This window comes from Vampirovibrionales bacterium, assembly GCA_016712355.1.
Classification (GTDB): domain Bacteria; phylum Cyanobacteriota; class Vampirovibrionia; order Vampirovibrionales; family Vampirovibrionaceae; genus JADJRF01.
In genome coordinates, this window is record JADJRF010000005.1 from 1247517 (window position 1) to 1261004 (window position 13488).

Genomic DNA, 13488 nt, shown 5'->3' on the forward strand with positions numbered 1-13488 from the left:
AAAAGTTAAGTCTTGCGCCTGGGTGTTGCTCGTCTCAAATAATGCGATCGCGCAGCGCTTTGAGCGCGGCGCTGGTACGATCGTCCACATCGAGCTTCTGGTAAAGGTTCTTGAGATGGGTTTTGACCGTATTAGGGCTGACGACAAGCGTTTCCGCGATATCGGCGTTGTTTTTGCCCGCCGCGATCAGCCGCAGGACATCTAACTCACGCTCAGTCAGCATATCTGACGTACAGACGTCAGAATCGCCTTGACAAGGCTTGTCCCTCGAAGCGCTCAAATCGGGCGTTTCTGTCTGGGAAACGCTTTTTCGGATCAGGATGCCTGCAATCTTGGGATCGACGAAGCTTTCGCCTGCGGCGGTGCGGCGGATGACGGTGATCAGGGTTTCCGGCGAGGCGTCCTTGAGGCAATAGGCGTTAGCGCCGGCGCGGAAGGCGTCCAGAATATCCTCATCCGCCTCATGGCTGGTGAGCATAATGATTTTAACCTCGGGGCGCTGGCGTCGGATGGTCTCTGTGGCGCGAATCCCGTCAAGAATGGGCATGCCGACGTCCATCAGAATGATATCCGGTGTCAGGCGCGCTGATAGGGCGATGGCTTCGCGGCCTTCCTCGGCCTCGCCTGCCACGCGCAGATCGGGGCCGCCCAGCCGGGTGATAGTCGTGCGCAGGGCTGAGCGCACGAGCTTCTGGTCGTCGACAATCAACACGCGCAGGATGCGGCCTTGCGAGGCGTTTTCGCTGGTCATGAAGCGGTTTCCTCGGTGGGCGGCGGCGCGTCGTTTTCAGGCGTGCGGCGAGGCAACAGCAAATTCACCGATGATCCTTCGCCTTCGGTTGTTTCTACCCATAACGCGCCCCCATGCGCCGTCACTACCTGATGACAGTTGTATAAGCCCAGTCCCATGCTAATGGGCGTGCGCCCACGATTGGCGATAAAGGGCGTAAACAGTCGGGGCAGATCCTCGACAGGGAATCCCACGCCGCAGTCGCGTACGCGGGCCAGCACGCAACCGTGCGTCGTCAGCGCGTTCGTCAACGTCGCGTCGCGATAGCGGGGATCTGGACCAATCAGCTCGCCGAAGCTTTCTGCATCGATGATTTCGAATTCGATCCAGCCATGGCGCGGCGTATTGGCAATCGCATTGCCAATCAGATTGGTGAGGGCTCGGCGCAGCTCATGGCGATCGGCCCAGACGTTGAGATCTCCGGCCTCACGCACGATCCGAAGATCCAGTTGCCGCGACTGGGCCAGCGACGCCAGCTCGGCCACCGCCTCTTGCGCCAGCGCCGGGAGATCCACGGTCTCAAAGCGCAGGCGCGCTTGAGACGATTCATAGCGATACACGTTGAGGATGCTGTTAACCAGTTGCAGATTCGCATCGCTGGCGCTGGCCAGTGTCGTAAGCGCTTCGGCTTGTTCGGCGCTTAGATCGCCATAGGCGCCTTGCTGTAAATAGTGCAAGGTCTGCTTTTCGGCGAGTAGCGGGACTTTGAGGTCGTGTGTCAGGGTGGCGACGAACTCGTCCTTCATCCGATGCTCGTCGCGCAGGCGCTCCAGCAGGCGATTGAACGCTTTGGCCAGCGTGTTAATCTCGTGAACGCCCCGCACCTCAATGCGTCGGTCGAGGTCGCTGGCCCGATTGAGCGTCGTAACCTGACGCACCAGCGATAGCACGGGCAGCGTGATGCGCCGGGCGGCGAGAATCGCGACGGTGATGGAAAAGAGGAGGCCGGAGACGACAATGAGATACATGCCCAGATAGTAGCTGCCCATGGCGTTTTCAAAGGCTCGGGTCGGCAGAAACGCGATGATACGAGCGATTTTCTGGTTAGAGGCGTCGAAGGCGAAACGCTGGACGACGCGAACTTTTTGCTCACCGGCCATTATCAATGGGGCGTGGGGCGTGGGCTCTTCCGGCAAAGCTCTGAGCAGGGAGTGCTGCTCGGATCGCGATAATAGGGTCGTTTGCGCATCGCTGCGGGAGAGCCATTGAGGCTCGTCGGCGTCGAAAGGCTCCTGTAGAATCCACACGCCGCCGCCCAGTAAAGGGTCGGCGCGGTAGAGGTCTGCCAGAAAGGCTTCCGTCACCGGTTCAGCGAGTCCTACGCGCTGTAAACACGGCGTTTGACACGGCGAAAACCGAAATAGCGTGAGGTGATTGTCCCAAACGCCGGAAAACGTTACGGCGTCTCCCCGTTGGCTGGGATCTTGCGTCAGCGTCAGCCCTGGCAGCTCCTGAATGGCGGCATCCAGCGGCATAGGCGTGGGCGTCAGGCCTGATGCGCGGCGTTTGGCCAGATCAATGATGATGGTACGCCTATTGGCGCGGGAAGACTCCTCGGCAGACGCCTCAGGCTGAGAGGATTCGGACTTTTGAAAGGCTGTTTGAAACGCTCTCTGGAGTGCGCCGTCGTTGCGCAGGGCCTCGCGCAGGGTCGTTTGATCGACCTGACTGCTCAACAGGTTCACTGTGAAAATGATGATTGAGAGCAGTGGAATCGCCAGCACGATGACAAACAGCATCAGGAAGCGCGTGGTCAGCGTGTCCAGCGGCGTCGGGGCGTTTATGTCGTCGCGCAGGCGACGTTCACGGGGCAGCGGCGGTAAACGCATCAAAGGCCCTCATCCCCGCGGAATAGGCGTTTTTGCGGGGTTCTGGCCTTATTGTAGAAGCTGGACTGCTGTCGCCGCGCCCTCTAAATGGTGTCGTTCAGGCGGCGGATTTTACCGCTCCCTAGCGCCGGAAGTCCGAGGCGCGAATCTCATGGAGCCAGCGCGAGAATCGCCAGTTGTCGTAGCTGCGGCAATAGGCATAAAGCGCCTTCAGTAAGCGGTTTCCGCTGTGGGATCGCCCGCAAAACCAGCGTTGCCCGTTCACCTGGGTGCGCGCAATCTCGGTGTGAATCACGTGCCCCACCGGATCTTCTGGCGGAAAATCCAGAATGTCCGACAGCCAGCGATGTAGCGCCTCTTCTGGCTTTTCACCGGAAGACGGGCGGCGCTTGAGTTCTTCGCTGAATGCTTCAATAATCACGGGTATTGGCGCTTGAGGGGCGTTGGGGGGAATCGGCTGGCGGCGTTATTTGTAAGACGATCTATTGTAGCAAAGGTGTGGGGCCGTCAGGTAATCAGGATCCGGCGGGCGCCGCTTGCCACGCAGGCGACTGCAGCGGGGGCAGCGCATCCGGCGTCGCCGTCTCCGGGCCATGGGCGGGTAATGCGCCGGGCAGGCGACTCGCAGCGTCGGGAGGTGATAGCGGGCTGCTGTAGATTCGGTCCTTATAATAGAAGCGCAGCAGCGGCCCCTCGTCGCTTTGTTCGATGCGCGCAAACGGCCGCCGCGCCGAGGGCTCTCCCGGCTGGGGGCTGTAGACGGCCACGCGATCGATTGGCAGGACCGCCGCTACGCGCCCTTGCCGGGTCAAGACCAGCGTCGAATGCGCAGGCGCTGCCGTTTTGACATTGCCAGAACTCTGAGATGACGAGGCCGAAACCGTCGGCGCGTGCGCCGGGGCGTTATAAAACGGTCCATGTACGCGTCGCGAGCCCGACGCGTCGTCGCCCAGCGAGGCGAGATAATAGCCCTTGCTCAGGGCGTGCGAGCCCGCGCGCCAATCGAGCTGGCACTGGAGCAGGGCGTCGGGGGAGTATCGCCGGGCTTTGCCCGCGCTTTGAAGATCGCGGCGATCGACCTCATCGCCCAAGCGGTTCAGATCGCGATGAGACGGGATGTAATACAGCCGCTCTTCTTTCGGGATACCGGACTTGCCCTCTGATGATCCTTTGTCGGGAATCTCCCATCCCAAGCCGGTGACCCCCTGCGTCATATTATTATCCCAGATGCCGCGTCGAGTGGTGGCTTCCAGCTCATTGCGCGGTGGATCTGCCCATCCGGCGGCTGGAAGCGCGGTCGAGACGAATGTATACGCGAGCGCCGACCGTAGAAGCCATAAAGAGGCAGATCTGGCTGAGCATCTCACAGGGCAGGGTCCTCCGGGCAGAAAACACGAAGGCGAGGCGCTATCCGGCGCGCAGCGCGGCGATGGCTTGCGCCATATCGCTGGCGCCAAAAACCGCCGAGCCAGCCACCAACACGTTGGCGCCTGCCTGCAGGACATCATGCGCGTTTTTGGGCGAAATGCCGCCATCCACTTCGAGGAAAACGGGACGGGCGCCGATCATGGTTTTGAGGCGGGCGATTTTGCTCACGCTGCCCGGAATGAAGCGCTGGCCCCCGAAGCCCGGATTAACCGACATCACCAGCGCCAAATCTATGGAGTCGATCACTTCTTCCACCGCGCTGAGCGGCGTTGCGGGATTCAGTGATACGCCAGCGAGCGCGCCCAGTTCGCGAATACTCTCCAGCGTGCGGTGCAGATGTCGACAGGCCTCGGCATGCACGGTGATAATATCCGCGCCCGCGTCACGATAGGCCTTGAGCGATAGCTCGGGTCGTTCGATCATCAGGTGGACGTCAAACGGCAGGCGGCTGACGCTGCGCAGGCGCTCAATAATCGGCGGGCCCAGCGTGAGGTTCGGCACAAAGCGCCCATCCATTACGTCCAGATGGATCCAGTCGGCGCCGGCGGCCTCCAGGGCGGCCAGAGCGTCGGCAAGGCGAGCGAAATCCGCCGAGAGAATCGACGGGGCGATTCGCCGCTGGCCGGGCGATAGTACAAGGGCGGGCGAGCGCGTCATGGCTGCGATGATATCATAGGAAGCATGAGGCGTCAGCGCGAATTGAATCCAATTGCCACTCAGGATGTCACGTGTGTTGAGCGGACGCTCGGCGCGTCGGTTCAGGGTCGGCCGGTGACAGCAGTTGTCTTTTCCGCGCCTGGCGTCGTGGATTACACGCCGTGGGATACGCTGTTTATTGGGGCGTTTCATGGCGATGAGGGCCCAAGCGCTGACCTGATGCGCGACTGGATTGACTGGCTTTGCTCAGATGCGGCGCCGTTAGCCCGTCTGACGGCGCGCGGCCCACTGGGCGTTATCGCGGTGGCGAATCCCGACGGGCTGGCGGCGCAGACCCGCGTCAATGCGCGCGGCGTGGATCTCAACCGTAACTATCCTACGCGCAATTGGGCCCCCGGCGAAGACGATACGCCTTATTACACCGGCCCGGAGCCCGCCAGCGAGCCTGAAACCCGTCTGCTGATCGCGCTGATAGACGCCATCCGCCCGCGCAAGATTATTTCCGTACATACGCCCTATCGGGTCGTTAATTATGACGGACCCGCCGAAGCGCTGGCAAAGGCCATGGGCGAAGCCAATGGCTATCCGGTTGTTGCCGATATTGGCTACCCGACGCCCGGTTCGTTCGGGGCGTATTGGGGCATTGAGCGACAGATTTCGGTGATCACGCTGGAACTGCCTGAAGATCTCCCGCTGGAGACGCGTCGTGAGATTATTTTACGAGATAATCTGTCTGCGCTGATTGTAGCTGCTGAGTTTGAGGGATGATGTTTTTCTGAAAACGCATTTTTATCCTGATTCAAGCACTTGTCTAAAAAGAGGAAACCCTGTGATGGAAAGCGAAAAAACCACTCTGAAACTGCTGCCGAATGGCCCGATTCTGGTCTCGGGCGGTTTTGAGCTGCTGGGGGCCGATGGCGCGCCGGTTGCGCTCGACAAGCCGACGGTTGCGCTGTGTCGCTGCGGGGCCTCCGCCAGGAATCCTTTTTGCGATGGAGCTCATGCTCGCGTCGGATTTAAAGGGTAGCGTTAAGCCGGATTTCATCCAATCGGAGGCTTTTACCATGATTCCCTCTGTTCTCACGCGGTATTACGCTCCGGCGACGCATCCCGATGCCGCGTCCTGGGGCTTGCTGGCCGTGCGATTGACGATGGGCGCCGCCTTTGCGCTGCATGGCGTCGGTAAAATCGCTGACCCCATGGGCTGGATGGGCCCGGATGCCGCAGTGCCCGGAGTTTTTCAGGCCTTGGCGGCCGTTGCCGAGTTCGGCGGCGGCATTGCGTTGATGCTGGGCTTGTTGACGCCGCTGGCGGCCTTCGGCATCCTGTGCACGATGACGGTTGCGCTTGGGATGGTCCATTTCCCTGCGCATCATGCATTTGTCGGCGCCACGCCGGGGGAGCCTGCTTTTGAGCTGCCGCTCATCTACTGGGCTCTTGCCCTGCTGTTAATGCTGGTCGGTCCCGGGCGGTATGCGCTGGATGCCTTTTTATTTCGGCCGCGCTCTGCGTCTTTTTAAGACGCGCCGCTGTGGTGATTGGCGAGGGCTGGGACTCCTGTTATGCCGTTTGTGGGGTCTGTACACTGGTTGCAGGCGTCTGGCGACGCGGGCGTGCGGGTTGAATTCACGCCGCCTCTGACTTAAGATGACGCCAATTTATGTATGGGTTAGGCGACTCTGCCCCTTCGCATCAAGCAGCATGCGCAGGCTCAGAAAGCAGCCGACACGCGTCGCGTCAAGTTAAACAGGAAACCACTACCGTGATGAAGAAGCGACTGATGGTCATGACCGGCGGGGGCGATTGCCCCGGACTCAACGCCGTAATTCGGGCCGTCGTGAAACGGATGGATCGCGAAAAAGACTGGGAAGTGCTCGGCAGCATCGAGGCCTTTAACGGCGTGCTGCGCGATCCGCCCCAGGTCGTGCGCCTGACGACGCGCGACGTGTCGGGAATTCATATTCGCGGGGGCACCATTCTTAAGACCACCAACAAGGGCGGCCCCTATGCCTGGCCGGTTCAGCAGGAAGACGGCTCGTGGATCACCGTCGATCGCTCCCAGGAGTTGATTGACCGCTTGCGCGACATGCTGCACGTGGAATGCGTCCTCAGCATTGGCGGCGAAGGGTCGATGTCGATTGCCCAGCAACTGACTGACCGCGGGGTCAATCTCATCGGCATCCCCAAAACTATCGACAACGATTTGTCAGCGACGGATGTGACATTTGGCTTTCAGACGGCTGTCGAGATCGCAACCGATGCGGTCGATAAGCTCGTGACGACTGCCGCCAGCCACAACCGCCTGATGATCCTGGAAGTCATGGGCCGCTATGCGGGCTGGATCGCGCTGAGCGCTGCCATCGCCGGCGGCGCGGACGTCTGCCTGATCCCTGAAATCCCGTACGACATTAACAAGGTGATCGACAAGATCAACGCGCGGATGGGTGACGGGCGCGGCTTTGCGATTGTCGTGATTTCCGAGGGAGCCAAGCCCATCGATGGCGAAATCCTCTCGCACAAAAGCGATCAGGTCGGCTACCATAACGAGTTGCTCGGCGGCGTCGGTCAACAGCTGCTGTCTCAAATCAAGGAGCGCGGCCTGAACGTCGAAGGTCGGGTCACGATTTTGGGTCACTTGCAGCGCGGCGGCACCCCTACCGGCTACGATCGCATTCTTGCGACGCAATTCGGGGTGAAGGCCGCCGAACTGGCGCTTGCGGGCGAGTATGGCAAGATGGTGGCCTATCGTACGCCACACGTCACGGCAGTCCCGTTCTCAGAGGCCATCGAAAAATATAACTACGTGGCGGTGGATCACGATCTGGTCAGTGCGGCGCGCGGCGTGGATATCGCGCTGGGCGACTAGTCCTCTGATCGAGGCCGCTTGCGGTTCTATTCTTTTAAAAAGCTAAAAACGCCCCTTTTTCTCGGTGAGAACAAGGGGCGTTTGGTATAGAAAGCGGCGATGATGCGCCGAGGAACGCTCGCTGCCGTTGCGTCATCAAAACGCGGGCCCTTTAAATGCGTCCCGCCTAGCGGGCGCCTTTTCGCAGCAGCACGGCGGGCAGCGTCCAGCCGAGGATTTTAATGTCTTCCCACAGCGTCCAGCGCTGCAGGTAACCAAGCTCTAATTCGCAGAGGCGCTGAAAACTGGCGTCTGAGCGGCCTTTGACCTGCCAGATTCCCGTAATGCCGGGGAGTACCTGAAACCGAAGCGTGTACGGCGCGCGGAATAAACCGCTCTCATCCGGCGGCAGGGGACGCGGGCCGACCAGGCTCATATCGCCGCACAAGACATTGACCAGTTGCGGGAGTTCATCGAGGCTGGTGGCGCGCAGAAAACGCCCCAGCGGCGTGACGCGCGGGTCGTCGGCCAGCTTGAAGAGTTCTCCCGTCAGATTCGCTTCTGCGCGCAGCGCATCGCGCGCGGCGTCGGCGTCAACGCGCATCGTCCGAAACTTAAGCATGTGAAAGGGCGCATAATGCCGCCCAATGCGAGGGCTGCGGTAAAACACGGGGCCGGGCGTCGCAATTGCGATGGCCAGCGCAATAAAGGCCATTGCTGGCGCGGCGGCCAATAATAATGCGGCCGCCAGCAGGCGATCGCCTGCGTTCTTGAGGGCCTGCTGGGCTTGCGCAAGCGTACGGCGGCGAATGCGCCAGAAGGCAAGTTCCGTCGCGCTATCGGCCGGCGCATGCGGCGAAAGCGGCGGTGAAAACGGACGGGTGGCAGAGGCAGTGAGAGAAAACGTCAGCGGTTCCAGCATCAGATGAGTCCATTCTGCATGAAAAACGGGCGCATGATTTCAATATTTAATATATACAACTAAACCTTTGCCCGCTGTAGAATTGCTTTCTTCGGCCCTCATGTTACAAAGCGTATCGGTTTGCGCGTCGGGGAATCAGGGTATAATAAGGGCGGTACGAGGCGTGCCGACGGCCAGAGGCGCGCTGCGGTCCCTGGCGCTGCGGCTATTCTTCTTATAGAGAGGCTTTTCCCCGATTATGATAGAAACGCGACCCTTCCCTGACGGCGTTGTGCTGGATGTGCCCGCCATGTTTGAGTCCGAAGCCTTGCAACTGGCGGTGCAAGAGCAACTGGAATCCGGTCAGCGGCGCATCATTCTGAATCTGGCTCAGGTGACCTTTATTGAGAGCAGCGGGTTAGGGTCTTTAGTCTCAGCATTCAAGTATTGCGAATCGCACGGCGGCGCGCTGGGCTTTTGCGGAATTCAGCCACAAGTGCGCCAACTGCTGGATCTTACCAAGCTCAGTCGCGTGCTGAAGCTGTTCGCCGACGAGCAGGACGCCCTTGCGGCCCTGAGCGCCTAAAGCGTGTTCGGCTTGAAGTCTCAGCCGTTCGACTGGCTCCAGCCGCGAAAGCCCCCCACCAGCGAATACACGTTTTCGTAGCCCATGGCCTGCAACGTATCAGCCGCCAGCGCCGAACGGCTCCCGCCGCCGCAATAACAGACGATGGTCGCGTCCTGATCCGGGACCATCTCGTCAATTTCCAATTCCAGAATGCCGCGCGGAGCCTTGATCGCCTGCGGAATATGTTCGGCGTCGAATTGCTCGGGTTCGCGCACGTCGAGTATCACAAGGGGCCGGTTTTCGCTGCGCCAGCGCATAAATTCAGTCAGGGGCACCTCGCGAATGCGGGATTTCGCCTCCATCACCAGTTGCTGGAATGATTTTCCACGACGCGTCTGCATCATCATCTCGCAATCCTCCCAAAACGCTTCCATCACGATATAATTGATTATAGACCATCGCGCCAAGGGCCGTCCAGTCTCGAAAAATTGACAATTGGCTCTAATTGTGCTTCTATAAGGCATCCGCCGCCTCGGCCCTATTTGGGCGGGCGGGGTTTTTCGATCCATCTCGTGTTCCCTCCGTTTGTTCTTTATCCAATTCCGCTTCTGTTTTTGTTCAGGGTTTTGTGAGTACCGGGTTCTTCTGCTTTGGCGTTTTGCGCGGGTGAGCGCAGTTTGCCGCGTGATGCAGGGAAACTCTTCGGGTGTATAGGCCTTAAGCGGCTGCACCCAGCGCCTCTTGATAGGTGAAAGGCTTGCGATGATTCATACGCTTCGATTCGGCCACATGATTCCAAGTCAAAAGCAAAGCAATAGTGCGGTCATTCAGGGCGCCGTCCCGTTGCCTAAAGTCTTAGTCCGTGGTGATGATGACATGAATAGGCTTGTCGCTAAGCTGCCTCCTGTTACTCACGTACCGAGTTTTGGGCCTGTTGAGGACCAACAGCGTTTGGAAGAATTCCCAAAAGGCTTGCTTCAGCTGCTTTTAGTGGCAATGGGTATCGCCGGGGTTAACGAGGCGACTTCCTCGGAAGGGGGGCCTTGGACCATTACCGTGAAGCGGCCAATCAATCCAAAGGGGCCTGTAGAGATTGATTTTCGCCTTCCCGCAGACCAATTCCAGATGCATGCAGAGCGCAATGGCCATATTTTGGATAACTCGCGAGTGGTAGATGCAGAACTCGAGCCGCTTGAACCTGGCGACCCCATTGACACCGTCGTCAAACGCTTGGCGGATGCGGCGTTGCGCGGGCTTTACGGGTATTTGCTCGGTCGATTGAACGGGCCCAGAGGTTCTACGTGGTCGTCCTTGCAGAAGCTTCCAGAAACGTCCCGTGCTTCTTATCGGCCAAGGAACCCGGCGTCCTGAAGCCCCGCTGCGTCACGCGCGCGTTTGTGGTATGACGAAGTGCGTAGACACGCTGCCATGAGGACACGACGCCACCGGTGACAGACGCCCTTGCCCCCCGAGCGCCGCGCGCGAAAAGCGTTTCCATTGTGATTCCGCTTTATAATGAGCGCGATACGTTGCCTGAACTGACGCGACGTCTGGATCGCGTTATCGCCAAAACGCCGCAATACGCATGGCAGGTGCTGCTGGTCAACGACGGTAGCGCCGATGGCTCTGACCTGCTGCTTGGACGGCTGGCGACGCGCTATCCGTGGTTGACGGCGCTGCATCTGTCGCGTAACTTTGGGCATCAAATCGCCATCAGCGCGGGGATCGACCATGCGCGCGGCGACGCTGTGATCGTCATGGACGGCGACCTGCAGGATCCCCCCGAACTCCTGCCCCAGATGCTCGCTCAATGGGAAGACGGCTACGACGTGGTCTATGCCACGCGTCGCCGCAGAGAAGGCGAAACCCCATTTAAGCGCGCCACGGCCAAAGTCTTCTATCGCCTCATGAGACGCTTGTCGGATATTGATATTCCGCTCGACACTGGCGATTTTCGGCTGATGAGCCGGCCGGTGACCGACGCCTTTTGCGCCATGCGTGAGAAGAATCGCTTTGTGCGCGGCATGGTCAGTTGGGTTGGGTTTCGGCAGACCGCTCTGTATTACGAGCGCGATCCGCGCTTTACCGGTGAAACCAAGTATACGCTGCTCAAAATGATGCGCTTTGCGCTCGATGGCCTGCTGTCGTTCTCCAAGGCGCCCTTGCAATGGATTATGTCGCTGGGCTTTGCGATGTCGTTGGCAAGTTTTGCGGCTGTGGCTTACGTGCTGTACGTGACGCTGATCGCCGGGCATGGGGTGCCGGGCTGGGGCTCGCTGATGGCGGGCGTTCTGCTGATTGGCGGCATTCAGTTGATTTGTCTGGGTATGATTGGCGAGTACGTCGGCCGGATTTTCGATGAAGTGCGCCATCGTCCGCTGTATCTTATTGGTCGCGTAGAAGGCGCGCCCGTGCGGCAAGCGCCCTTGCGCCTGGATGCGTTTCAGGCGCCGCCTGCGCTGGCGTCTTCGCTGGTCGAATCCAAAACCCCGTCGTTGATTATCCCGGAGCCGCCGCCTGATGCCCGTCGAGACCGTCTTCTCCTCTGATCTAAGCCGTCGGCAGGCCAGCGAGGCGCGTTTTCACGATGCCTGGGCCGAGGAGGTCGATTTTACGCAAATCGACCCGGCGATTGCCTTTGAAGCTGAAACTGCGCTTGAAAACCGCCTGATTCTTAAGCGTATTGGCTCGATGCAGGGCTTGCGGATACTGGACTTGGGCTGCGGCGCGGGTGAGGCGGCCGTGTACTTTGCCCAACATGGCGCGCACGTCAGCGCCTGCGATATTTCGCCGCGCTTTGTTGAAATTGCCCGTCAACTGGCCGAACGCCATGGCGTGACGCTTCGTCTGGACGTCTGCCCCGCCGAGCGCCTGCCCTATGAAGACGGGGCTTTTGACGTGATTTACGCCAATGGCGTGCTGCATCACGTTGAAATTCCGGCGGCGATGCCCGAGATTCGCCGGGTGATGGCAGAAGGCGGGCGCGGCTTTTTTATCGAGCCGCTGCCCTATAATCCGCTGATTAACCTGTATCGCTGGATTGCCCGCGAGGTGCGCACGCCCGACGAGCGGCCGCTCGGTCGCGCTGATTGCCGCGCCATTGCCCGGGTTTTTCCGAAAATGCGCATCGACTACGTCTGGTTTTTTACGCTGCTGGTCTTTGTGTATTTCTTTGTGGTCGAGCGCGCCAGTACAGCCGAGCGTTACTGGAAAAAGATTCTATACCAGGCGGATCGTTACGCGTGGCTGTTTCGGCCGCTGCAAGCGCTGGATGAAGCGCTGCTGCCGCGCTTGCCCATGCTCGGCCTCTTGTGTTGGAATATGGTGATTCAGGTGACGCGCCCGCCCGCGCGATAAGGCGAGAGTCTGTGCCAGAAGAGATTAGACCCGAACATATCCGGCCCGAAAATATGAGGCCAGACAATATCAGACCTGAAAACGCGGTCGCGCGGGAAGCCGAAACCATGCCGGAAAATCCCAGTGCGCCTGATTCTTCTCAGGAGGCACAGCCGCCTCTTGCCGCTTGGGCGCGCGCGTCTGCGGCTTCTGCCCTGCTGGCTCGCGTGCGGCCCGAGCCGCTTATCGGCAAGAACGGAAAAACCCCTGCCGGCGCCGTCCTGTCGCAGACGTATCAGTGCCCTTTCTGCCAAGGGCCTGTGTTTCAGGAATCGAATGCGAGTTATACCTGTGTCGACTGTCATTTAAATTACCCCCTGCGCGTCGGCAAACCCGATTTTCGCCTCAACGCGCCCGCCGCCGTGGAGACGCTGGACACGACCGAACGTTTCCAGAATCGCGTGAAGCAGGCCTTGCGCCGCTATCCTCGGCTGTATCGTTTTCTGGTGCTGGCGATTGGCCCCTCGTTGCTGTGCGGACCGTCCTCTCAGCAATTTGTCGATTCATTGCCGCAAGGCGCGCGGGTGCTCAGCGTGGGGGCGGGCGTGCTACGCCTGCGCGGCAATGTGACGCATCTGGATTATGAGCCCTATGGGCATCTGGACGTGGTGGGCGATGCGCATCACCTGCCGTTTCGTGATGCGTCTTTTGACGCCGTAACCTGCGAAAGCCTCTTGGAGCACGTCGTCGAGCCAACCCGGGTGATTAACGAGATGCGCCGCGTGTTGAAGCCCGGCGGCAAGGTCTATCTCATGGTTCCTTTTCTGTTTGGCTTCCATGCGGCGCCCAACGATTTTTCGCGCTGGACGCACCGCGGGCTGGAATACCGTATGCAGGGCTTTGCGATGGACGATCTGATCGTCTCGGGCGGCCCGGCTTCGGCGCTGACCGGGATTCTGGTTGAAACTTTCGCCATGGCCCTGTCGTTTGGGTCACAACGGCTGTATCAGCTACTGGCTATGGCGTTTCTGCCGGTGTTTGCGCCGCTCAAACTGCTGGATTTCGCCCTGCGGCATCACCCGGACGCCGCGCGCGCCGCCGCCGTGCTGCTGTATCTGGGGACCAGGCGTTAGA

16 protein-coding genes are annotated in these 13488 nt (G+C 59.9%); 9 read left to right on the plus strand and 7 right to left on the minus strand.

What is annotated here, in order from left to right:
- Positions 1–34: 34 nt before the first annotated feature.
- The 5 genes from IPK79_07070 to IPK79_07090 form a co-directional block, all read right to left on the minus strand.
- Positions 35–751, minus strand: a complete 717-nt coding sequence (locus IPK79_07070; protein MBK8190198.1) for a response regulator transcription factor — start codon at positions 749–751, stop codon at positions 35–37.
- Positions 748–2619 (minus strand): HAMP domain-containing histidine kinase, encoded by a 1872-nt coding sequence (locus IPK79_07075; GenBank protein MBK8190199.1) that lies wholly within the window; start codon positions 2617–2619, stop codon positions 748–750. Before IPK79_07075 ends, IPK79_07070 begins: the two co-directional genes overlap by 4 nt.
- A gap of 121 nt (positions 2620–2740) precedes the next feature.
- Positions 2741–3040 (minus strand): hypothetical protein, encoded by a 300-nt coding sequence (locus IPK79_07080; protein MBK8190200.1) that lies wholly within the window; start codon positions 3038–3040, stop codon positions 2741–2743.
- A 94-nt stretch (positions 3041–3134) separates the two neighbouring features.
- Complete coding sequence (locus IPK79_07085; GenBank protein MBK8190201.1) at positions 3135–3833, minus strand: hypothetical protein; 699 nt, start codon at positions 3831–3833, stop codon at positions 3135–3137.
- A gap of 193 nt (positions 3834–4026) precedes the next feature.
- Positions 4027–4704: a ribulose-phosphate 3-epimerase gene (locus tag IPK79_07090; GenBank protein ID MBK8190202.1), complete on the minus strand. Its 678-nt coding sequence runs from the start codon at positions 4702–4704 to the stop codon at positions 4027–4029.
- Positions 4705–4746: 42 nt separating this feature from the next.
- Between IPK79_07090 and IPK79_07095 the strand changes: the two genes are divergently transcribed.
- The 4 genes from IPK79_07095 (at position 4747) to IPK79_07110 (ending at position 7570) form a co-directional block, all read left to right on the plus strand.
- A complete protein-coding gene (locus tag IPK79_07095) occupies positions 4747–5472 on the plus strand; it encodes a hypothetical protein (protein MBK8190203.1) in 726 nt (241 codons plus the stop codon).
- Between the two features lie 64 nt (positions 5473–5536).
- A complete protein-coding gene (locus IPK79_07100) occupies positions 5537–5731 on the plus strand; it encodes a CDGSH iron-sulfur domain-containing protein (GenBank protein MBK8190204.1) in 195 nt (64 codons plus the stop codon).
- Positions 5732–5768: 37 nt separating this feature from the next.
- Positions 5769–6224, plus strand: coding sequence for a DoxX family protein (locus tag IPK79_07105; protein ID MBK8190205.1), 456 nt, complete (start codon positions 5769–5771; stop codon positions 6222–6224).
- A gap of 245 nt (positions 6225–6469) precedes the next feature.
- Positions 6470–7570: an ATP-dependent 6-phosphofructokinase gene (locus tag IPK79_07110; GenBank protein MBK8190206.1), complete on the plus strand. Its 1101-nt coding sequence runs from the start codon at positions 6470–6472 to the stop codon at positions 7568–7570.
- A gap of 166 nt (positions 7571–7736) precedes the next feature.
- Here IPK79_07110 and IPK79_07115 read toward each other — a convergent pair whose 3' ends face one another.
- Positions 7737–8471 carry a sugar transferase gene (locus tag IPK79_07115; protein MBK8190207.1) on the minus strand — a complete coding sequence of 245 codons (735 nt, stop codon included), beginning with the start codon at positions 8469–8471 and terminating at the stop codon, positions 7737–7739.
- A gap of 238 nt (positions 8472–8709) precedes the next feature.
- Here IPK79_07115 and IPK79_07120 point away from each other — a divergent pair, with 238 nt between their 5' ends.
- Complete coding sequence (locus IPK79_07120; protein MBK8190208.1) at positions 8710–9036, plus strand: STAS domain-containing protein; 327 nt, start codon at positions 8710–8712, stop codon at positions 9034–9036.
- A gap of 20 nt (positions 9037–9056) precedes the next feature.
- Here the strand turns inward: IPK79_07120 and IPK79_07125 are convergent, their stop codons facing one another.
- A complete protein-coding gene (locus tag IPK79_07125; GenBank protein MBK8190209.1) occupies positions 9057–9419 on the minus strand; it encodes a rhodanese-like domain-containing protein in 363 nt (120 codons plus the stop codon).
- A gap of 361 nt (positions 9420–9780) precedes the next feature.
- Here IPK79_07125 and IPK79_07130 point away from each other — a divergent pair, with 361 nt between their 5' ends.
- The 4 genes from IPK79_07130 (at position 9781) to IPK79_07145 (ending at position 13487) form a co-directional block, all read left to right on the plus strand.
- Positions 9781–10389, plus strand: coding sequence for a hypothetical protein (locus IPK79_07130; protein ID MBK8190210.1), 609 nt, complete (start codon positions 9781–9783; stop codon positions 10387–10389).
- Between the two features lie 128 nt (positions 10390–10517).
- On the plus strand, positions 10518–11567 hold the full coding sequence (locus IPK79_07135) for a glycosyltransferase family 2 protein (GenBank protein MBK8190211.1): 1050 nt from the start codon (positions 10518–10520) through the stop codon (positions 11565–11567).
- The gene (locus tag IPK79_07140) at positions 11539–12375 is read left to right on the plus strand and encodes a methyltransferase domain-containing protein (protein MBK8190212.1); all 837 of its coding nucleotides are present in this window, start codon (positions 11539–11541) and stop codon (positions 12373–12375) included. Before IPK79_07135 ends, IPK79_07140 begins: the two co-directional genes overlap by 29 nt.
- A 107-nt stretch (positions 12376–12482) precedes the next feature.
- Positions 12483–13487 (plus strand): class I SAM-dependent methyltransferase, encoded by a 1005-nt coding sequence (locus IPK79_07145; protein MBK8190213.1) that lies wholly within the window; start codon positions 12483–12485, stop codon positions 13485–13487.
- The last annotated feature ends 1 nt before the right edge of the window (position 13488 follow it).